Consider the following 19,213-nt stretch of genomic DNA (forward strand, 5'->3'; position numbering starts at 1 on the left):
TTCGCGGAGAAAAGGGGGAAAAAGGTGCGGACTCCGGGGTGGGCTTGGCCACCGCGGCGAAGGGGGAAGAAAGGGGGGGGGACCCCCCCCCTCGGGGGGGGACCCCCCCGCCTTCGTGACGAACGGTCTAGCTGAAGGAGTCGCCGCAGGCGCACGAACCCGTGGCGTTCGGGTTGTCGATCGTGAAGCCCTGCTTCTCGATGGTGTCGACGAAGTCGATGGAGGCACCGCCCAGGTACGGGGCGCTCATGCGGTCGGTGACGACCTTCACGCTGCCGAACTCCTTGACGACGTCCCCGTCGAGCGAGCGCTCGTCGAAGAAGAGCTGGTAACGCAGGCCCGAGCAGCCACCGGGCTGAACGGCGACGCGCAGCGCCAGGTCCTCACGGCCTTCCTGGTCGAGCAGGGCCTTGACCTTGGCCGCGGCGGCGTCGGTCAGGATGATGCCGTCGGTGACGGTGGTGGTCTCGTCCGATACGGACATCTACATCGCTCCCGGGTAGTACGGAGACTGCTTGCCGACCGGTTCCAACCGGTGTGGCCGCGAATTCATTCCCATGCTCGCACACGGGGGCCCACAGGGGATGCGTCACATCGACACTATGGCCATCGTCAAACTGACGTGAAGCGGTTATGATAGATAACGTCAATTAGACGAAAAGGCATCGTCTGCAGAACAGAAAGGGTGCGTGACGTGACCACCGCCCAATCCCCCGCGGCCCCCGTAGCCCCCGGTGACCTCGGCGTAGAGCCGACCCCGCTCGCTCTTCTGCTGCTCGGCCGCGAGGCCGACCCGAGGAGCGAGCGCGGCGTGGAGTGCCCGGGCGACCTGCCCTCGCCGTCGGACCCCGGCCTGGTGGAGCGCGCCCGCGCCGCCAAGGAGAAGCTCGGCGACAAGGTCTTCGTGCTCGGCCACCACTACCAGCGCGACGAGGTCATCCAGTTCGCGGACGTCACCGGCGACTCGTTCAAGCTGGCCAAGGACGCCGCCGCCCGGCCGGACGCCGAGTACATCGTCTTCTGCGGCGTGCACTTCATGGCCGAGTCCGCGGACATCCTGACCACCGACGACCAGAAGGTCGTGCTCCCGGACCTGGCCGCGGGCTGCTCGATGGCCGACATGGCCACGGCCGAGCAGGTCGCGGAGTGCTGGGACGTGCTGACCGAGGCCGGGATCGCCGAGCGGGTCGTGCCCGTCTCGTACATGAACTCCTCCGCCGACATCAAGGCGTTCACCGGCAAGCACGGCGGCACGATCTGTACGTCGTCGAACGCCCGGCGGGCCCTGGAGTGGGCCTTCGAGCAGGGGGAGCAGGTCCTCTTCCTGCCCGACCAGCACCTCGGCCGGAACACCGCCGTGCGGGACATGGGGATGTCCCTGGACGACTGCGTCGTCTACAACCCGCACAAGCCGAACGGCGGCCTGACCGCCGAGCAGCTGCGCGCCGCGAAGATGATCCTGTGGCGCGGCCACTGCTCCGTGCACGGCCGCTTCTCGCTGGAGTCGGTCGAGGACGTCCGGGCCCGCATACCCGGCGTGAACGTCCTGGTCCACCCCGAGTGCAAGCACGAGGTCGTGGCGGCGGCGGACCACGTCGGCTCCACCGAGCACATCATCAGGACCCTGGAAGCCGCCCCCGCGGGCTCCAAGTGGGCCATCGGCACCGAGCTGAACCTGGTGCGCCGCCTGGCCGACCGCTTCGCGCCCGAGGGCAAGGAGATCGTCTTCCTCGACAAGACGGTGTGCTTCTGCTCCACCATGAACCGCATCGACCTGCCGCACCTGGTCTGGGCCCTGGAGTCCCTGGCCGACGGCAAGCTCGTCAACCGCATCGAGGTCGACCGCGAGACCGAGCAGTTCGCGAAGCTGGCGCTTGAGCGGATGCTGGCGCTGCCGTAGGCGGTGTGCCGGTCGGTCACGGGGCGGCCGACCGGCGGTCAGTCGCCCCGCGGCCGCACGAGGCCCGACTCGTAGGCGATCACGACGAGTTGGGCCCGGTCGCGGGCGCCCAGCTTCGCCATGGCCCGGTTCACATGGGTCTTGACGGTCAGCGGGCTGACCTCCAGGCGCTCGGCGATCTCGTCGTTCGAGAGGCCCCCCGCGACCTGGACGAGGACCTCGCGCTCGCGCCCGGTCAGCGCGTCGAGGCGCTCGCCGCGGCCGGGCGCGTCACTGTCCGAACCGTCGCTCTGCGCGAGGAACTTGGCGATGAGCCCCTTCGTCGCCGTGGGCGACAGGAGCGCCTCGCCCGCGGCCGCGATCCGGATGGCGCCGAGCAGCTCATCGGGCTCCGCGCCCTTGCCGAGGAACCCGGACGCCCCCGCGCGCAAGGACTGCACCACGTACTCGTCGACCTCGAAGGTCGTCAGCATGACCACACGTACGTGGGAAAGCGCCGGGTCCTCGCTGATCATCCGGGTCGCGGCGAGGCCGTCCGTGCCCGGCATGCGGATGTCCATCAGGACCACGTCCGCCGCCTCGGCCTTCGCGAGGCGCACGGCCTGGGCGCCGTCGGACGCCTCGCCCACGACCTCCATGTCCGGCTCGGAGTCGACGAGGACCTTGAACGCGCTGCGCAGCAACGCCTGGTCGTCCGCGAGCAGCACCCGGATCGTCACGCGGTCCCTCCCCTGGCCGGGCTGTGCTCCCGGCCGCCCTGTTTCACGGTCGTGACCGGCAGGATCGCATGTACCCGGAAACCACCTCCGTAGCGGGGCCCGACGCTGCACCGCCCGCCGAGCGCGCTGACGCGCTCCCGCATGCCGATGAGGCCGTGGCCGCCACCGCGGTCGGGGTCGTCGGCGGGCCGCGCGTTGTCCCCCGCGCCGTCGTCGAGCACCGTGATCTCCAGGTTCGGCCCGACCCGCACCACGCTGACCTCCGCCTTGGCCTGCTCGCCCGCGTGCTTCTGCACGTTCGTCAGCGCTTCCTGGATGATGCGGTACGCCGCCAGGTCCACGGCGGCGGGAGGCGCCTGGCCGCTGTCGCCGCGGGCCACCTCCACGGGCAGGCCCGCGTGCCGGAACGTGTCCACGAGGTCGTCGAGCCGGGCCAGGCCCGGCGCGGGCTCCGTGGGCGCCTCCGGGTCGCCGTTCTGGCGCAGCAGGCCGACGGTCGCGCGCAGCTCGCCGAGCGCGGACCTGCTGGCCTCCCGGACGTGGGCGAGGGCCTCCTTGGCCTGGTCGGGCCGCTTGTCCATGACGTGGGCCGCGACCCCGGCCTGGACGTTGACCAGGGCGATGTGGTGGGCCACGACGTCGTGCAGGTCGCGGGCGATGCGCAGGCGCTCCTCGGCGACCCGGCGCCGCGCCTCCTCCTCACGGGTGCGCTCGGCCCGCTCGGCGCGCTCCCTTATGGCGTCGACGAAGGCGCGGCGGCTGCGCACCGCGTCACCCGCGGCGGCGGCCATGCCGGTCCAGGCGAAGATGCCGAGGTTTTCCTGCCCGTACCAGGGCAGGGGCCCCGCGACCATGGCGACGCCCGTGAGGCCGGCCATGGTGATCAGGCCGATGCGCCAGGTGGTGGGGCGGTTGGTGCGGGCGGCCACGGTGTACAAGGCGATGACGGCGCACATCACGACCGGCGCGCGGGGCCCGGTCGACACCAGCTCCACGATGGAGAACGCGGAGGTGACGGCGAGCACCGTCCACGGGGTGCGGCGCCGGAAGACGAGCGTGACCGCGCCCGCGGCCATGAGCGTGATGCTCAGGGCGCCCGGGGCGTGCACGTTCCAGGTGGAGCCCTGCTCCCCGTAAGGCTCGGCGAAGGAGCCGATGACCATGAAGACGAGGGCGGCGGCCGCGAGGACCGCGTCCACGGCCAACGGGTGCGTCCTGGCCCAGCCGCGGCACCGTTCAAAGTTGGTCACGGCTAAACGGTACGGGGCGCCGTCCGGCGGGGGGAACGGAAAGCGGGTTCAGGGGGGCGGGGGTTGACGTCACCCCCGGGCCCCGGCTTCGTCAACCAGGGATCAGGCCGTCGTCCGAGAGCATGTCCTTGACTTCCGTCAGGGTCGCGTCCGGGGCGGGGAGGATGAGTTCCGAGGGTTCCAGGGCGTCGTCGGGGAGGGGGTCCCCCAGCTCGCGGACCTTGTCCAGGAGGGCGTGCAGCGTGCGGCGGAAGCCCGCCTCGTCGCCGCCCTCCATCTCTTCGAGCAGTTCGTCGTCCAGTTTGTTCAGTTCGGCGAAGTGGCTGTCGGCCAGCTTCACCTGCCCCTCCCCCATGATCCTCACGATCATGACGCCCTCCTCGGACGTGAGCGGTGGCTACTGCTTGTCGAAGCGCGTGACGTCCTTCGACTGCGCCTGGGACTGGCCCTGGCCGCCCTCGATGGCCGGATTCGACGCGCTGGAGCCGCCGGCCAGCTCGGCCTTCATGCGCTGCAGCTCCAGCTCTACATCTGTACCACCGGAGAGCCGGTCCAGCTCGGACTGGATGTCGTCCTTGGCGAGGCCGGAGGGGTCGTCGAGGGCGCCCGACGCGAGCAGCTCGTCGATCGCGCCGGCGCGGGCCTGGAGCTGGGCCGTCTTGTCCTCGGCGCGCTGGATCGCCATGCCGACGTCGCCCATCTCCTCGGAGATGCCGGAGAAGGCCTCGCCGATGCGGGTCTGGGCCTCGGCCGCGGTGTACGTGGCCTTGATGGTCTCCTTGCGCGTGCGGAACGCGTCGACCTTGGCCTGGAGGCGCTGGGCCGCGAGGGTGAGCTTCTCCTCCTCGCCCTGCAAGGTCTGGTGCTGCGTCTCCAGGTCGCTGACCTGCTGCTGGAGCGCGGCGCGGCGCGAGAGCGCCTCGCGGGCCAGGTCCTCGCGGCCGAGCGCGAGCGCCTTGCGGCCCTGGTCCTCCAGGGTGGAGGACTGCTTCTGGAGCTGGTTGAGCTGTAGTTCGAGGCGCTTGCGGGAGGTCGCCACGTCGGCGACGCCGCGGCGCACCTTCTGCAGCAGCTCCAGCTGCTTCTGGTACGAGTAATCGAGGGTTTCGCGCGGGTCCTCGGCCCGGTCAAGGGCCTTGTTCGCCTTCGCGCGGAAGATCATCCCCATACGCTTCATGACACCGCTCATGGGCTTCGCGCGCCCCCTTCTGACGGACTCCAGCTCCAGCTGCTGCAACAGAACCCACGGTACGGGGTCTGTATCCATTACCGCACTGTTCGCGGACGGATGCGCTCATCCCCAAGGACGACTGCCCCGCCCGTCCCTCCGGCGCAAGGAGTAGGTGCGCCCCCGGGGACGGCCCGGGTCGAACCACTCCGTCGCTCCGCCACATCAGCAAGACGCCCGGTGTCGCGGGATCGTTCCCCGGCGGGCGCGGGTCCATGCGCTCACCGGTCTCCCGCTGCTCCCCCGCCGGTCTCCCCCGGTCTCCCGCCGGTGCGCCCCCGGGAAAGCCCGGGCAAAGCCCCGGCAAAGGGGTCCTCCGGCCCCACGCCTCCCGCTTACCCCGTACCCTTGGCTTTTGTGTTCCGTAGCCGATCCAAGGACGAGAAGGCCCCGGCCGCCAAGGCGCCGGTAGCCGAGAGCGCGTCTTCCCAGTCCTCGCCCCGTGACCCCGAGGCCCCCAAGGGCCGCCCCACCCCCAAGCGTGCCGTGGCCCAGTCGCAGCGCCGCAGCGTGATGAACACGCCGACGACGCGCAAGGAGGCCGCCAAGCGGTCGCGCGAAGAGCGCCGCGCGAACATGGAGAAGCAGCGCCAGGCGCTGGCCAGCGGCGACGAGCGGTATCTGCCGCCCAGGGACAAGGGTCCTGTGCGCAAGTACGCCCGCGACTTCGTGGACTCGCGGTTCTGCGTGGCGGAGTTCTTCCTGCCGATGGCCGTGCTCATCCTCGTCCTGAGCCTGGTCCGCGTCGCGCAGTTGCAGAACATCGCGCTGCTGCTGTGGCTCGTCGTGATCGTCCTGATCGTGCTCGACTCGATCGTCACGGGCTTCCGGCTGAAGAAGCGCCTCCGGGAGCGCTTCCCCGACGAGCACAAGAAGGGCGCCGTCGCGTACGCCCTGATGCGTTCGCTCCAGATGCGCCGGCTGCGCCTGCCGAAGCCGCAGGTCAAGCGCGGGGAGCGACCCTGAGCCAGGCCCAGGGCGCAGGCCCTGGAGAGCGTACGGCCGTGTGCCAGGAACTGGTGGCGCGGCAGCTGGACGAGCAGATCGTGGCACGGTTCCCGGTGGGACGGCGGCTGCGGGTGCTCGACGTCGGCATGGGGCACGGGGCGCAGGCGCTCCGCCTTGCCCGTGCCGGACACGAGGTGACCGGCGTCGAGCGGGATGCCGACGGGCTCGCCGCCGCGCGGTCCGCGGCCGCCGCCGAGCCGGAGGGCATCCGCTCGCGGATGCGGATCGTCGAGGGCGACGGGCGCGACACCGGGGTGCACTTCCTGCCCGGGAGCTTCGACGTGGTCCTGTGCCACGGCCGGCTCATGGCCGCCGGGGGCGAGGACGCGGCGGAGCCCGACGCGCTGCTCGCCGGGCTCGGCCGGGTCCTCGCCCCCGGCGGCCTGCTCTCCCTCGTCGTACGGAACGCGGACGCGCTGGCCATGGCGCCGGCGCTGCGGGGCGACTGGGGCGGGGCCCTCGCCGCCTTCGGTGCCGACACCTACGAGGACCCCTCCGGGAAGCGGGCCCGGGCGCACCGGCTCGACTGGGTCTCCGGGGCGCTCGCGGGGATCGCCGCGCCGCTGCGGGCCTGGTACGGGGTGCGGGTCTTCTCCGAAGCCGTGCCCGCCGACGGGGCGGCCCTCGACGCTCTCCTCGCCGCCGAGGAGCGGGCCGGGCGCACCGACCCCTATCGCGCGGTGGCGGCCCTCCTCCACGTCTGCGGCGCCCGCGACTGACCTGCCCCCTGTTCGGCCCCGTACCGCAGGACGGCCACGGAGGCGGGGCCGAGACTCGGGGAGTATGAGAGTTTCGCGCGGGTTCGTAGTGGTGGGGGCGCTCGTCCCGGTCGCCCTGCTGGGCGGGTGTGCCGGGGACGGCGGGGCCTCCCGGGAGAAGGGGGCGACCACGCAGGCCGCCGCTCCCGCCGCGGCCGGTGACCTCCAGGACGACTATCTGAAGGTCATCAAGGACGCGCTCCCCTCCGTCGTGCAGATCGACGCCTCCCGCGGTCTGGGTTCCGGCGTGGTCTACGACGACAAGGGGCACATCGTCACCAACGCCCATGTGGTGGGCCGGGAGAGGACGTTCAAGGTCACCACGGCCACCGGTGAACAGCCCCTCGCGGCCACGCTGGTGTCGGCCTATCCGGAGCAGGACCTCGCCGTCATCAAGCTCGACGAGGTGCCGCGCGGCCTGAAGGCCGCGGACTTCGGCGACTCCGGGAAGGTGGAGGTCGGCCAGATCGTGCTGGCGATGGGCTCACCGCTCGGCCTGTCCTCCAGCGTCACGCAGGGCATCGTCTCGGCGACCGGGCGCACGGTCAGCGAGGGCCGGGCGGGCGGCGGCACCGGCGCCACCATCGGGAACATGGTGCAGACCTCCGCCGCGATCAATCCGGGCAACAGCGGCGGCGCCCTGGTGAACCTCGACGGCGACGTCATCGGCATCCCGACGCTCGCCGCCGCCGACCCGGACATGGGCGGCGGCGCGGCGCCCGGCATCGGCTTCGCGATCCCCGCCTCGATGGTGCGTACGGTGGCCGACCAGATCGTGAGGACCGGCAAGGTCACCGACTCGGGCCGGGCCGCGCTCGGCATCAGCGGGCGCACGGTCCTCGGGGACGACTACCGGCCCGCGGGCGTCGCGGTGGCCGAGGTGAAGAGCGGCGGCGGCGCCGACAAGGCGGGCATCAGGCCCGGCGACATCATCACCGGGCTCGGGGGCGCCGAGATCACCACGGTCACCTCGCTCTCGGAGGCGCTCGCCGGGGACGAGCCGGGTGACAAGAAGCGGGTGACGTACGTACGGGACGGCGCGGAGCGGACCGCCGAGGTCACGCTCGGGGAGATGTGAGCGGACCTCGGGAAAGCGGAGGAGGGAGGCGGGGCCCTTTCGGCCCCGCCTCCCTCCCGCGTTCCTGAGGTCCGCGCGCGTCAGCCCTGCGCGGCGTCCTGCGCGTGCAGGCTCATCGGGCCGTAGATCTCCGACGTGTCCTCGAAGAGCGTCACCTGGTCCGCGCCGCCCTCGGCCAGCTCCTTCCAGTGCTCACCGATCCAGGTCTCCGCGTCTCCCTGAGTGGTGAACTCCTCCGGCTGCACGGCGGGCTGGACCTCCGTCCCGTCCGCCTTCTCGAACCGCCACGTCCATGCCGCCATGTCAGCCTCCCGAGGTCCAGTGGTGTCCCGAAGCCGCTTGAAGCCTAGCCGGGCGCGCGGCGCGCGGGGCGACGCGGGAGGATCTTCCTGTGGAACTGACTCTGCTCGGCACCGGAGCCCCCGAGGGGCTGCCCCGCCCCGGCTGTCCCTGCGCCGCGTGCGCGACCGCGCTCGGCGACCAGGCGCGCGCCGCGACGGCCCTGCTCGTGGACGGGGTGCTGCTGCTCGACCTGACCCCGGGCGCCGCCTTCGCCGCCGCCCGCGCCGGGCACTCGCTCGGCGGGGTGCGCCAGGTGCTGCTCTCGCATCCGCACGACGGGCCGGCCGTGGAGGTGCCGGCCGGGCTTCCGCAGCCGGGCCGGGTGCCGGACGGCCGGGAGCTGGCGCTGCTCACCGGGCACCGGGTGCGGGCCGTCGCGATGGACGCGCCCGGCACCGGCTACGAGGTGACGGGGCCCGACGGTGAGCGGCTGCTGTATCTGCCGCCGGGCTGCGCGCCCGCCGGGGTGGGCGGCGAGAACGGCGGCGGGCAGGCCGTGTACGACATGGTCGTGGCCGACGTCGTGGGCCGCCCGGACGGGCTCGCCCGGCTGCGGGCGGCCGGTGCCGCGGGCCCGACCACGGACGTCGTCGCCGTGCACGTCGGCCACGAGGTGCCGCCGGGCCCCGAGCTGGCCCGCAGGCTCGCGGCGGCCGGGGCGCGGGCGGTGCCGGACGGCACGACCCTGGAGGTCGGCGCGTACGAGGACGTGCCGGACGTGCCGCGCCGCACCCTGGTTCTCGGCGGTGCCCGCTCGGGCAAGTCGGTCGAGGCCGAGCGGCGCCTCGAAGCCTTTCCCGATGTGCTGTACGTGGCCACGGGCGGGCTGCGCGGCGGGGATCAGGAGTGGGCGGAGCGGGTGCGGACGCACCGCGAGCGGCGGCCCGGCTCCTGGCGCACCACGGAGACCTGCGACCTTGTGCCGCTGCTCGCCGAGCCGGGGCCGCCGCTGCTCATCGACTGCCTGTCGCTGTGGCTGACGCAGGCGATGGACGAGGTGAACGCGTGGGACGACGCCGAGTGGGCGGGCGGCGGCGAGCGGGCGCTGCGGAGGCGCGTCGCGGAACTCGCGGACGCGGTGCGGGCCACGCGCCGCCCGGTCGTCGCGGTGTCGAACGAGGTCGGCTCCGGCATCGTCCCCGCGACCGCGTCGGGGCGCCGCTACCGCGACGAACTGGGCCGTCTGAACGCCGCGTTCGCCGCCGAGTGCGAGCACGTGCTGCTGGTGGTGGCGGGGCAGGCGCTGCCGCTGCGCGGCTGAGACGGCTCAGGCGTCGCTGTCGCGGCGGGCGATGACGCGGTAGGTGTTGCCGAAGCCGGTGCGGGTGAGCAGGGGCGCGAGCAACTGGTCCAGGGCGTAGGCGAGCACGATCAGGGGGATTGCCGCCCAGCGGCAGATCCGGCGCGGTACGGCGGCCCTCGGCAGCCCGCGGCCGACGACGAGGACGGCCGCGCCGGTCAGGTCGAGCGGCAGGTGCGGGCTGCGGCGCTCGACGTCGACGAGCGTGAAGCCCAGCTCGTCCAGGGTGCGCCGGAGCCTGCCGATGGGCAGCAGGCGCCCCTGGGGGGTGCGCGCGTGGGCCGGCCACCACGGGCCGAGCAGCCGGGCGGAGCGGCACTCGGGGTCGGCCGCCTCGATCACCAGGTGTCCGCCGGGGCGCAGGACGGTGCGGGCGGCGGCAAGCTCCGCGTCCGGGTCGGGGACGCGCTCCAGGTGGTGGACCATGCTCACCGCGTCGTACCGCTCGGCGATGCGGGGGGCGAGGTCGGGCAGGAGCCCCCGGTGGGCCTCCTCGATGTGCCCGGCCTCGCGGGCCTTCTCGACGGCCTCGCCCGGGTCCGTGCCGTCGTACGCGGTGTACGGCAGGACGTCCTTGGCGGCGGCCGGGAGGCGGCCGTGTCCGGTGCCGACGTCGAGCCAGCTCTCGGGTTCGAGGTGGCGCGCGAGGGCGTGGGCGGTGGCGCGGTGGCGCCGGGTGGAGTGCCGGGCGCGGAGGACGCGCTCGACGGGGTCGTCGGTGGCCTGCTGACGGACGTACGAGACAGGGCGATTCGACACAAACGGAACGTAAGGGATCAGTGGAGGCGGGGCAACGACGTCGCGGGGCCTGTCTCACCGGTGGCGGACCGGCGCGGGGCCGTTCGCGCGCGTGTCACCCCCCGCCGGTACTGTTCGCCGAATGAGCTCGCTGATTCTCGACGACTTCACCGACCTGATCGAGCGGCCCGACGGCGGGGTGCGCCGCGACGCCGAGGAGCGCAGGGAGCGGCAGAGCGTGCCGCCCGGCTCCCTCGGCCGCCTGGACGAGCTGGCCGAGTGGCTGTCGGCGGCCCAGGGGGCCGTGCCGGTCAAGCCGATCGAGCGGCCGCGGGCGCTGCTCTTCGCGGGTGACCACGGCGTCGCCGAGCTGGGCGTCTCGGCGCGGCCCGTGGGCGGTGCCGCGGACCTCGTGCGGTCCGTCCTGTCCGGACAGGCGCCCGCGGCCGTGCTCGCGCGGCGCCTCGACGTGCCCGTGCGCGTGGTCGACCTGGCCCTGGACTGCGACCCGGGCGAGCTGCCCGCCGAGGTCGCGGGGCACCGGGTGCGGCGCGGCTCCGGCCGCATCGACATCGAGGACGCGCTCACCGCGGACGAGGCCGAGCGCGCGGTGCGCGCGGGCATCGCGCTCGCCGACGAGGAGGCCGACTCCGGCACCGACCTGGTGGTGCTCGGCGACGTCAGCGTCGGCGGCACGACGCCGGCGGCGACCCTGATCGCGGCCCTGTGCGGCACCGACGCGTCCGTGGTGACCGGGCGCGGCGGGCAGCCGATCGACGACCTGGCCTGGATGCGCAAGTGCGCGGCGGTCCGGGACTCCCTGCGGCGCGCGCGGCCGGTGCTCGGCGACCAGTTGCAGCTGCTCGCGGCGGTGGGCGGGGCCGACGTCGCGGCCATGACCGGGTTCCTGCTCCAGTCCGCGGTGCGGCGCACGCCCGTGGTCCTGGACGGCGTGGTGTCCGCCGCGGCGGCCCTGGTGGCCCAGCGGGTCGCCTTCCGGGCGCCGGACTGGTGGCTGGCCGGGCACGACAGCGGGGAGCCCGCGCAGGCCAAGGCGCTCGACCGGATGGCGCTCGAACCGCTGCTCAGCCACGGGGTGAAGGTGGGCGAGGGAGTGGGGGCGCTGCTCGCGGTGCCGCTGGTGCGGTCGGCCGCGGCGCTCGCGGCGGAGCTTCCCGTCTCCGAATAGCCGGGGCCCCCTCGGGCGCGGGCCCCCTCGGGCGCGGGCCGTCCCGGACTCGGCCCGCCTCGGACTCGGCCCGTCCCGGGCGCGTGGGCCCCCGGGCGCGGCCCGTGACGGCATATCACATCACACCGCCCCATAAGATCCCTTTTCATGGGAGATGAACGGCCGAAGGAAGAGCAACGCACGACGTCCACCCCGGCCTCCCGGAGAGCCGCGGCGGCCGCCGTCTGGTATCTGCGGGCCGTCGCGTTCGTCAACTTCCTCAGTGCCGTCTGGGTCTCCCTGGGGCAGGACCTCAGACGGCACAACACGGAGAACTACTTCACCCCGTACATGCTCACCGCGGGGTTCGCCTCCGGCGTGTTCACCGCGTTCCTCGCCGTCACGATGCGCCGCCGCAAACGGGCCTCCTGGATCCTCAACACCGTACTGAGCGGTCTGTTCCTGCTGCTCTTCGCGGTGGCGATGTTCTTCCCCGAGATCCGGCAGTACGCGCAGAACTGGGTCTCGCTCGTGCTCACCGCGGGCTTCGTCGCCGCGCTGCTCGTCGGCCGCCGCGAGTTCTACGCCAAGGGCGACCGGTCCAACCCCAAGCTGGCGGCGACCGTCGCCGTCGGCGGGCTGCTCGCGACCTCGCTGCTGGCCGCGCTCCTGGTGACCGTCACCAACCACGCCCACGACGACTACCGCTCGACGTTCCTCGACCGCTGGCGCTACGGCACGATGCGCCTGGTCTCGCTCGCCGCCGACGACTCCCGGTTCGCGGGCATCTCGACCCCCGGCTGGGTCAACGTCACCATCAACGTCCTGAGCACGCTGCTGCTCATCGCCGTCCTGTACGCCGCCTTCCGCTCCCGCCGGGCCGTCGACCCGCTCAGCGAGGACGACGAGGCCCGTCTGCGGACCCTGCTCGCCAAGCACGGCGAGCGCGACTCCCTCGGCTATTTCGCGCTGCGCCGGGAGAAGAGCGTCGTCTGGTCGCCGACCGGCAAGGCCGCGGTCACCTACCGCGTGGTCGGCGGCGTCTCGCTCGCCTCCGGCGACCCCATCGGCGACCCCGAGGCCTGGCCCGGCGCCATCGAGCCGTGGCTCGCCGAAGCCCGCGAGCACGGCTGGACCCCGGCGGTGATGGGCGCGAGCGAGGAAGCGGGCACGATCTACGCCCGGCACGGCCTGGACGCGCTGGAACTGGGCGACGAGGCCATCGTGGAGATCGCCGACTTCACCCTGGAGGGCCGCGCCATGCGCACGGTCCGCCAGGCCTACAACCGCGTCAAGCGCGCCGGGTACCAGGTGCGCGTGCGACGCCACGCGGACATCCCCGAGGACGAGATGGCCCGCCTCCTCGAACGCGCCGACGACTGGCGCGACGGCGCCACCGAGCGCGGCTTCTCCATGGCGCTCGGCCGCCTCGGCGACCCCGCCGACGGCCAGTGCGTGATGCTGGAGTGCACCGACGGCGAGGGCGAGCTGCGGGCGGTGCTCTCCTTCGTCCCCTGGGGGCCGCACGGGCTCTCCCTGGACCTGATGCGCCGCGACCGGGACTCCGACAACGGCCTGATGGAGTACATGGTCATCGAGCTGCTCCAGCGCGCGGCCGAGATCCAGATCACGCAGGTGTCGCTGAACTTCGCGATGTTCAGATCGGTCTTCGAGCGTGGTTCGCGGCTCGGCGCGGGCCCGGTGCTGCGGCTGTGGCGCTCGCTGCTCAGCTTCTTCTCCCGGTGGTGGCAGATCGAGTCGCTGTACCGCGCCAACGCCAAGTACCGGCCCATCTGGGAGCCGCGTTTCCTCCTCTTCGAGAAGAGCGCGGACCTGCCGCGCATCGGTGTCGCGTCCGCCCGCGCCGAGGGCTTTCTGGAAGCGCCGGGCCTGACCAGGGGGGTCCCCCCTGGTCGAGCGAAGCCGAGAACTCGGGGGCGGCTGCACCGCACACATTTGGAGTCCCGAAGATGAGCACCCTGTCCCGGCTGGCCCGTGCCGAGTGGGGCGACCTGTACTCCACCGTGCGCGGCGGGCTCGTCGCCAAGCGCTGGCGCGCGATCCCGATGACGCTCGGCGCCGTCTGCCTGACCGCGGCCTTCCAGTACGTGCAGAACCAGCCCTGGGGCTACCAGTTCGTGCAGAACATCGGCTCCGTGCGGGCCGAGGAGCCGCTGTGGCTCGCGCTGGTCCGCACCCCGCTGTCGCTCTTCGTCCCCGCTCTCGACCTGCCGGTGTGGGGCGCGCTCGCGCAGATCCTGGTGGTGTTCGGCATCGCCGAGATCTGCCTCGGCTGGTGGCGCGCGCTGCTCGTCGGGTACGCGGCCACGCTCGCGGGCACCCTCTACGCGCGCGTGGGCATCGCCCTCGGGCCCGACAGCTGGATCGGCCTTCCCGCATCCGACGCGCAGGTCGTCGACACCGGCCCGTCGGCGGCGGTCGTCGGCCTCGCGGTGTACGTGTGCTGGCGCCACCGGGCGTACGCGACCGGGGTCCTGGTCGTCGCCCTGATGGTGGTCGAGGTCCTGGTCAAGAACAACCTCGCGGGCAAGGAGCACCTCGCGGCCATCGCGGGCGTCCTCGCCGTGTGCGCGGTGACCACGGCGGTACGTCACCTGCGGCGCGGCGCAGCGGGGCGCGGCTCCGGGTCCGGCCTGCCCCCGATGACGTCCTGAAGCCTGCGGCGCTTGGCCGTCCAGCGGCGGTCGTGGCGGAAGGCGCGCAGGCCCGCCCTCGCCCGGGCGCGCGGCCGGTCGCGGTAGAACCGCCGCGCCCAGGCCGAGCCCGGCCGGGCGAGGCGGATCGCGCCGACGAGCGCAACGAACGGCACCACCATGCCGATCAGGGCCGTGCGCAGCTTGCCCTTGAGCATCGCGATGAGCGCGAAGCCGCAGTTCACGGCGATGTTCAGGGCGAAGGCGAAGCGGTTGTGCCGCTCGGTCACGGAGAGTTCGTTCACGCCGAACGGCGTGAAGCCGGTGAGGATCAGAACCACCAGGGCCGCGGTGAGGATCACCACCTCCACGCTCTTGCGGCCCTGCTCGCTCCAGTACACGTCGTCCAGGTGCAGGATCAGCGCGAACTCGTCGAGGACCAGGCCAGCGCCGACGCCGAAGATCACGGCCGCGCACATCGAGCCGAAGTCGTGCCGTCCGGCGGCCACCGCCCAGAAGCCGCCCACCAGCATCAGGAAGATGCCCGGGACGACGTGGTGGACGTGCACGTCCCCGGTGGTGATGTTCCGGAACGGGCCCTTCCCGGCGCGGATGAGGCGGGTGATGGTGCGCGTGACGAGGAAGCAGCCCACGAAGGAGACGAGCGCGAGCAGCAGGGGCAGCTTCCCCGGCTCCACGACGTTCCGGTACCACCAGCCGTCCATGGGCCCATCTTGCGGTTCGCCGCCGCCGCGCGCAGGCCGGGGCACCCCCGGCCGGGCGCCGCCGCGGGCAGGCCGGGGGCGCCCGGCCGGGCCGTGCGGCGGCGGGCCGCCGAGCAGGGCGGCGGCGGACCGCCCCGACCTGCCGGGTAACCTCGCCCAATGCCCAGACCCACCCCCTCCGACGGCCTCCGCTTCGCCTTCGGGACGCTCACCGCGCTGCCCGTGCGCGTGCGCCGGTGGGACCGCGGGGCCGCCCGCGCGGGCATGCTGTGCGCCCCGGTCGCGGGGCTCGTGCTCGGCCTGCTCGCGGGGGGTCTCGGGGCGGCCCTGCTCGCCCTCGGCGCGAGCCCGCCGCTCGCCGCGGTGGCCGCCGTCGCCGTGCCCGCCGCGGGCACCCGGGGGCTGCACCTCGACGGCCTCGCCGACACCGCCGACGGCCTCGGCAGCGGCAAGCCCGCCGCCGACGCGCTGCGGATCATGAAGCAGTCCGACATCGGCCCGTTCGGCGTGATCACGCTGGTCCTTGTCCTGTTCGCGCAGGTCGCCGCCCTCGCCGAGCTGTACGACGAGGGCTGGGCGCACGGCTTCTGCGGGGCCGCGGTGGCCGCCACGGCCGCCCGGCTCGCGCTCACCCTCGCCGCCCGCGCCGAGGTGCCGCCGGCCAGGCCCGAGGGGCTCGGCGCGGCCGTCGCGGGCACGGTGCCCGCGCGCGCGGCCCTTGCCGTGCTCGTGGCCGTCACCGCCGCGGCCGCCGCCGCGGGAGCGGTGACGGGCTCCGGCGCCCCCGCCGACGTCGTCTCCGCCGTGCGGAACGCGGCCGCCGTCCTGCTCGCCTGCGCCGCCGCCGAGGCCCTCCTGCGGCACTGCGTACGGCGGTTCGGCGGCGTCACCGGCGATGTCTTCGGAGGACTCGCCGAGGCCGCCGCCACGGCCGCCCTGCTTGTGCTCGCCCTCGGCCAGCACGCACAGTGAGGCACACCGCATTGCTTGCGGGCGTAGGCTCGCGACGGGCTTACCACCCCAAAGCCCGCGAGAACTCAATGAAACCTCCTATGAAAGAGGGACTTCAGCACCGTGACTGCTCTGACTCTCAGCACCGCCGCCGCGTCCGGCCTGCGTGCCGACGCGATCGTCGTCGGTGTCGCGAAGGGCGCCAAGGGCCCGGTCGTGGCCCCTGGCGCCGAGGCCGTGGACAAGGCGTACGACGGCAAGCTCGCGTCCGTCCTGGAGACCCTCGGCGCCTCCGGCGGCGAAGGTGAGGCGACCAAGCTGCCCGCGCCCTCCGGCTTCAAGGCGCCGGTGATCCTGGCAGTCGGCCTCGGCGCGGTCCCGGAGAAGGGCCAGGCGTACGACGCGGAGGTGCTGCGCCGTGCCGCCGGCGTCGCCGCGCGCGCCCTCGCCGGTTCGAAGAAGGCGGCGTTCGCGCTGCCCCTGGAGAACGCCGACGACGCGGGCGCGATCGCGGAGGGCGCGCTCCTCGGGGCGTACGCCTTCGACGCCTACAAGGGCAACGCCGACAGCGCCAAGGCCAAGAAGGCCGCCAAGGACGCCAAGGGCCCCCTCGCCGAGGCCGCCCTGCTCGGCGGCAAGCCGCGCGACAAGGCCTACAAGGCCGCGGTCGAGCGCGCCGTCGCCGTCGCCGAGGAGCTGAACCGCGCCCGCGACCTGATCAACACCCCGCCGAACGACCTCTACCCGGAGGCCTTCGCCGCGGTCGCCCAGGCCGCGGGCAAGGAGCACGGCATCAAGGTGCAGGTGCTCGACGAGAAGGCGCTCGCCAAGGGCGGCTACGGCGGCATCCTCGGCGTCGGCGCGGGCTCGGCGGCCCCGCCCCGCCTGGTCAAGCTGTCGTACACCTCGTCCAAGGCGAAGAAGCACCTGGCCTTCGTCGGCAAGGGCATCACGTACGACTCGGGCGGCATCTCGCTCAAGCCCGCGGGTCACAACGAGACCATGAAGTGCGACATGAGCGGCGCCGCCGCCGTGTTCGCGGCCGTGGTCGCCGCCGCACGCCTCGGCCTCGAGGTCAACGTCACCGGCTGGCTGGCCCTCGCCGAGAACATGCCGTCCGGCTCGGCCACCCGACCGGGCGACGTCCTGCGCATGTACAGCGGCAAGACGGTGGAGGTCCTGAACACCGACGCCGAGGGCCGCCTGGTCCTCGCCGACGCGCTCACCAAGGCCTCCGAGGACGAGCCCGACGCGATCGTCGACGTGGCGACGCTGACCGGCGCCATGGTCCTGGCCCTGGGCGACCGCACCTTCGGCATCATGGCCAACGACGACGCCTTCCGCACGTCGATCCACGAGATCGCCGGGGAGGTCGGCGAGCCGTCCTGGCCGATGCCGATGCCCGAGCACCTGCGCAAGGGCATGGACTCCCCCACCGCCGACATCGCCAACATGGGCGAGCGCATGGGCGGCGGCCTGGTCGCGGGCCTGTTCCTGAAGGAGTTCGTGGGCGAGGGCATCACCTGGGCCCACCTGGACATCGCGGGCCCGGCCTTCCACGAGGGCGCCCCCTACGGCTACACCCCCAAGGGCGGCACCGGCTCCGCCGTCCGCACCCTGGTGCGTCTCGCGGAGCGCACCGCCGCGGGCGACCTCGGCTGAGCAGCCACCGACGTACGGCCCCGGGGCGCCCTCGCCCACGGGGCCGTACCCGTCCGGGCGCATCCGCGCGCTCGTCCCGCACGCCGATTTCGCTGTCGATGAAATCCGTACGTTTGTACGTGGCTCTGACCTCTCGCTACGGGCGATCAGCCCGGCCCGGCGTCCCGCCTGCCGCCGACAAGTGCGAAGATGGGTTCTCGGCAGGACAGGGCCCCCACCAAAGGGCCGAAGAAGAGCGGCCGTATACCAGCCGACCGACCGGTCGTCCCCGGCAATAGGGGTCCGGCGCACGGCGCACATGCATGGAGGACGTGACGTGGCGAACGACGCCAGCACCGTTTTCGACCTAGTGATCCTCGGCGGTGGTAGCGGCGGTTACGCCGCGGCCCTGCGCGCGTCGCAGCTGGGTCTGGACGTCGCACTGATCGAGAAGAACAAGCTCGGCGGCACCTGCCTGCACAACGGCTGCATCCCGACGAAGGCCCTGCTGCACGCCGGCGAGGTCGCCGACTCGGCGCGCGAGGCCGGCCAGTTCGGTGTCAAGGCCACCTTCGAAGGCATCGACATCAACGCCGTCCACAAGTACAAGGACGACGTCATCGCGGGCCTCTACAAGGGCCTCCAGGGCCTGGTCGCCTCCCGCAAGGTCACGTACATCGAGGGCGAGGGCCGCCTGTCGTCCCCGACCTCCGTGGACGTCGACGGCCGGCGCGTCCAGGGCCGCCACGTGCTGCTCGCGACCGGCTCCGTGCCGAAGTCCCTGCCGGGCCTGGAGATCGACGGCAACCGCGTCATCTCCTCGGACCACGCGCTGACCCTGGACCGCGTGCCGCAGTCCGCGATCATCCTGGGCGGCGGCGTCATCGGCGTCGAGTTCGCCTCGGCGTGGAAGTCCTTCGGCACGGACGTCACGGTCGTCGAGGGCCTCAAGCACCTCGTGCCCGCCGAGGACGAGAACAGCTCCAAGCTGCTTGAGCGCGCCTTCCGCAAGCGCGGGATCAAGTTCAACCTGGGCACCTTCTTCGAGAAGGCCGAGTACACCGAGAACGGCGTGCGGGTCACCCTCGCCGACGGCAAGACCTTCGAGGCCGAGGTGCTGCTCGTCGCCATCGGCCGCGGCCCGGTCTCCCAGGGCCTCGGGTACGAGGAGCAGGGCGTCGCCATGGACCGCGGCTACGTCCTGGTCGACGAATACATGCGCACGAACGTCCCGACGATCTCCGCCGTCGGTGACCTCGTCCCCACCCTCCAGCTCGCGCACGTCGGCTTCGCCGAGGGCATCCTGGTGGCGGAGCGCCTGGCCGGTCTGAAGACCGTGCCGATCGACTACGACGGCGTGCCGCGGGTGACGTACTGCCACCCCGAGGTCGCGTCGGTCGGCATCACCGAGGCGAAGGCCAAGGAGATCTACGGCGCGGACAAGGTCGTCGCCCTCAAGTACAACCTCGCGGGCAACGGCAAGAGCAAGATCCTGAAGACCGCGGGCGAGATCAAGCTCGTCCAGGTCAAGGACGGTGCCGTGGTCGGCGTCCACATGGTCGGCGACCGCATGGGTGAGCAGGTGGGCGAGGCCCAGCTGGTCTACAACTGGGAGGCCCTGCCCGCCGAGGTGGCGCAGCTCATCCACGCCCACCCGACGCAGAACGAGGCGCTCGGCGAGGCCCACCTCGCCCTCGCCGGCAAGCCCCTGCACTCCCACGACTGACCTTCAGTCCACGGACGCGACGACCAG

At 73.0% G+C, this 19,213-nt stretch carries 19 protein-coding genes; 11 read left to right on the forward strand and 8 right to left on the reverse strand.

Features of this window, described 5'->3' with window-relative positions:
- Nucleotides 1-127: 127 nt before the first annotated feature.
- Complete coding sequence (erpA, locus tag AC07GB_RS17115) at nt 128-484, reverse strand: iron-sulfur cluster insertion protein ErpA (protein ID WP_144003018.1); 357 nt, start codon at nt 482-484, stop codon at nt 128-130.
- Nucleotides 485-685: 201 nt separating this feature from the next.
- On the opposite strand from erpA, the gene nadA reads away from it, so the two are divergent.
- Entirely contained in the window at nt 686-1,900 is a 1,215-nt protein-coding gene (nadA, locus tag AC07GB_RS17120; RefSeq protein ID WP_478846104.1) for a quinolinate synthase NadA, read from the forward strand.
- A 38-nt stretch (nt 1,901-1,938) separates the two neighbouring features.
- Here nadA and AC07GB_RS17125 read toward each other — a convergent pair whose 3' ends face one another.
- From AC07GB_RS17125 to AC07GB_RS17140, 4 genes are all read right to left on the reverse strand, one after another.
- Nucleotides 1,939-2,619, reverse strand: coding sequence for a response regulator (locus tag AC07GB_RS17125; RefSeq protein ID WP_478846106.1), 681 nt, complete (start codon nt 2,617-2,619; stop codon nt 1,939-1,941).
- Nucleotides 2,616-3,869, reverse strand: a complete 1,254-nt coding sequence (locus AC07GB_RS17130) for a sensor histidine kinase (RefSeq protein WP_478846108.1) — start codon at nt 3,867-3,869, stop codon at nt 2,616-2,618. Before AC07GB_RS17130 ends, AC07GB_RS17125 begins: the two co-directional genes overlap by 4 nt.
- Before the next feature lie 91 nt (nt 3,870-3,960).
- The gene (pspAA, locus tag AC07GB_RS17135) at nt 3,961-4,239 is read right to left on the reverse strand and encodes a PspA-associated protein PspAA (RefSeq protein WP_478846110.1); all 279 of its coding nucleotides are present in this window, start codon (nt 4,237-4,239) and stop codon (nt 3,961-3,963) included.
- Between the two features lie 27 nt (nt 4,240-4,266).
- Complete coding sequence (locus tag AC07GB_RS17140; RefSeq protein ID WP_478846482.1) at nt 4,267-5,058, reverse strand: PspA/IM30 family protein; 792 nt, start codon at nt 5,056-5,058, stop codon at nt 4,267-4,269.
- A gap of 387 nt (nt 5,059-5,445) precedes the next feature.
- On the opposite strand from AC07GB_RS17140, the gene AC07GB_RS17145 reads away from it, so the two are divergent.
- The 3 genes from AC07GB_RS17145 (at nt 5,446) to AC07GB_RS17155 (ending at nt 7,941) form a co-directional block, all read left to right on the forward strand.
- A complete protein-coding gene (locus AC07GB_RS17145; protein WP_478846112.1) occupies nt 5,446-6,063 on the forward strand; it encodes a DUF3043 domain-containing protein in 618 nt (205 codons plus the stop codon).
- 53 nt (nt 6,064-6,116) lie between these two features.
- Entirely contained in the window at nt 6,117-6,824 is a 708-nt protein-coding gene (locus tag AC07GB_RS17150; RefSeq protein ID WP_478846484.1) for a class I SAM-dependent methyltransferase, read from the forward strand.
- 64 nt (nt 6,825-6,888) lie between these two features.
- Nucleotides 6,889-7,941, forward strand: coding sequence for a S1C family serine protease (locus AC07GB_RS17155; protein ID WP_478846114.1), 1,053 nt, complete (start codon nt 6,889-6,891; stop codon nt 7,939-7,941).
- An 80-nt stretch (nt 7,942-8,021) separates the two neighbouring features.
- Here AC07GB_RS17155 and AC07GB_RS17160 read toward each other — a convergent pair whose 3' ends face one another.
- Nucleotides 8,022-8,243 (reverse strand): hypothetical protein, encoded by a 222-nt coding sequence (locus tag AC07GB_RS17160; RefSeq protein ID WP_478846116.1) that lies wholly within the window; start codon nt 8,241-8,243, stop codon nt 8,022-8,024.
- A gap of 89 nt (nt 8,244-8,332) precedes the next feature.
- Between AC07GB_RS17160 and AC07GB_RS17165 the strand changes: the two genes are divergently transcribed.
- Nucleotides 8,333-9,544: a bifunctional adenosylcobinamide kinase/adenosylcobinamide-phosphate guanylyltransferase gene (locus AC07GB_RS17165; RefSeq protein WP_478846118.1), complete on the forward strand. Its 1,212-nt coding sequence runs from the start codon at nt 8,333-8,335 to the stop codon at nt 9,542-9,544.
- Between the two features lie 6 nt (nt 9,545-9,550).
- Here AC07GB_RS17165 and AC07GB_RS17170 read toward each other — a convergent pair whose 3' ends face one another.
- On the reverse strand, nt 9,551-10,342 hold the full coding sequence (locus tag AC07GB_RS17170) for a class I SAM-dependent methyltransferase (protein ID WP_478846119.1): 792 nt from the start codon (nt 10,340-10,342) through the stop codon (nt 9,551-9,553).
- A gap of 121 nt (nt 10,343-10,463) precedes the next feature.
- On the opposite strand from AC07GB_RS17170, the gene cobT reads away from it, so the two are divergent.
- From cobT to AC07GB_RS17185, 3 genes are all read left to right on the forward strand, one after another.
- Nucleotides 10,464-11,510, forward strand: coding sequence for a nicotinate-nucleotide--dimethylbenzimidazole phosphoribosyltransferase (cobT, locus tag AC07GB_RS17175; RefSeq protein WP_478846120.1), 1,047 nt, complete (start codon nt 10,464-10,466; stop codon nt 11,508-11,510).
- A 147-nt stretch (nt 11,511-11,657) separates the two neighbouring features.
- The gene (locus AC07GB_RS17180) at nt 11,658-13,463 is read left to right on the forward strand and encodes a phosphatidylglycerol lysyltransferase domain-containing protein (RefSeq protein ID WP_478846122.1); all 1,806 of its coding nucleotides are present in this window, start codon (nt 11,658-11,660) and stop codon (nt 13,461-13,463) included.
- On the forward strand, nt 13,460-14,164 hold the full coding sequence (locus AC07GB_RS17185; RefSeq protein WP_478846124.1) for a hypothetical protein: 705 nt from the start codon (nt 13,460-13,462) through the stop codon (nt 14,162-14,164). The genes AC07GB_RS17180 and AC07GB_RS17185 overlap by 4 nt, the downstream gene beginning before the upstream one ends.
- On the opposite strand, the gene AC07GB_RS17190 is transcribed toward AC07GB_RS17185, so the two are convergent.
- Nucleotides 14,101-14,868 carry a hypothetical protein gene (locus AC07GB_RS17190; protein WP_478846126.1) on the reverse strand — a complete coding sequence of 256 codons (768 nt, stop codon included), beginning with the start codon at nt 14,866-14,868 and terminating at the stop codon, nt 14,101-14,103. The genes AC07GB_RS17185 and AC07GB_RS17190 overlap by 64 nt on opposite strands.
- Nucleotides 14,869-15,027: 159 nt before the next feature.
- Here AC07GB_RS17190 and AC07GB_RS17195 point away from each other — a divergent pair, with 159 nt between their 5' ends.
- From AC07GB_RS17195 to lpdA, 3 genes are all read left to right on the forward strand, one after another.
- Nucleotides 15,028-15,840: an adenosylcobinamide-GDP ribazoletransferase gene (locus AC07GB_RS17195; protein ID WP_478846128.1), complete on the forward strand. Its 813-nt coding sequence runs from the start codon at nt 15,028-15,030 to the stop codon at nt 15,838-15,840.
- A gap of 102 nt (nt 15,841-15,942) precedes the next feature.
- Entirely contained in the window at nt 15,943-17,481 is a 1,539-nt protein-coding gene (locus tag AC07GB_RS17200; RefSeq protein ID WP_478846130.1) for a leucyl aminopeptidase, read from the forward strand.
- 316 nt (nt 17,482-17,797) lie between these two features.
- Nucleotides 17,798-19,186, forward strand: coding sequence for a dihydrolipoyl dehydrogenase (gene lpdA, locus AC07GB_RS17205; protein WP_478846132.1), 1,389 nt, complete (start codon nt 17,798-17,800; stop codon nt 19,184-19,186).
- Nucleotides 19,187-19,213 lie beyond the last annotated feature (27 nt).

The organism is Streptomyces sp. NPDC045778 (assembly GCF_056431945.1).

Bases quoted from the DNA above. Each gene is read 5' to 3' on its own strand.
- AC07GB_RS17140 (WP_478846482.1), bottom strand. From the start codon at position 5,058: ATGAGCGGTGTCATGAAGCGTATGGGGATGATCTTCCGCGCGAAGGCG.
- AC07GB_RS17155 (WP_478846114.1), top strand. From the start codon at position 6,889: ATGAGAGTTTCGCGCGGGTTCGTAGTGGTGGGGGCGCTCGTCCCGGTC.
- cobT (WP_478846120.1), top strand. From the start codon at position 10,464: ATGAGCTCGCTGATTCTCGACGACTTCACCGACCTGATCGAGCGGCCC.
- AC07GB_RS17190 (WP_478846126.1), bottom strand. From the start codon at position 14,868: ATGGACGGCTGGTGGTACCGGAACGTCGTGGAGCCGGGGAAGCTGCCC.
- AC07GB_RS17195 (WP_478846128.1), top strand. From the start codon at position 15,028: ATGCCCAGACCCACCCCCTCCGACGGCCTCCGCTTCGCCTTCGGGACG.
- AC07GB_RS17180 (WP_478846122.1), top strand. From the start codon at position 11,658: ATGGGAGATGAACGGCCGAAGGAAGAGCAACGCACGACGTCCACCCCG.
- erpA (WP_144003018.1), bottom strand. From the start codon at position 484: ATGTCCGTATCGGACGAGACCACCACCGTCACCGACGGCATCATCCTG.
- pspAA (WP_478846110.1), bottom strand. From the start codon at position 4,239: ATGATCGTGAGGATCATGGGGGAGGGGCAGGTGAAGCTGGCCGACAGC.
- AC07GB_RS17185 (WP_478846124.1), top strand. From the start codon at position 13,460: ATGAGCACCCTGTCCCGGCTGGCCCGTGCCGAGTGGGGCGACCTGTAC.
- AC07GB_RS17160 (WP_478846116.1), bottom strand. From the start codon at position 8,243: ATGGCGGCATGGACGTGGCGGTTCGAGAAGGCGGACGGGACGGAGGTC.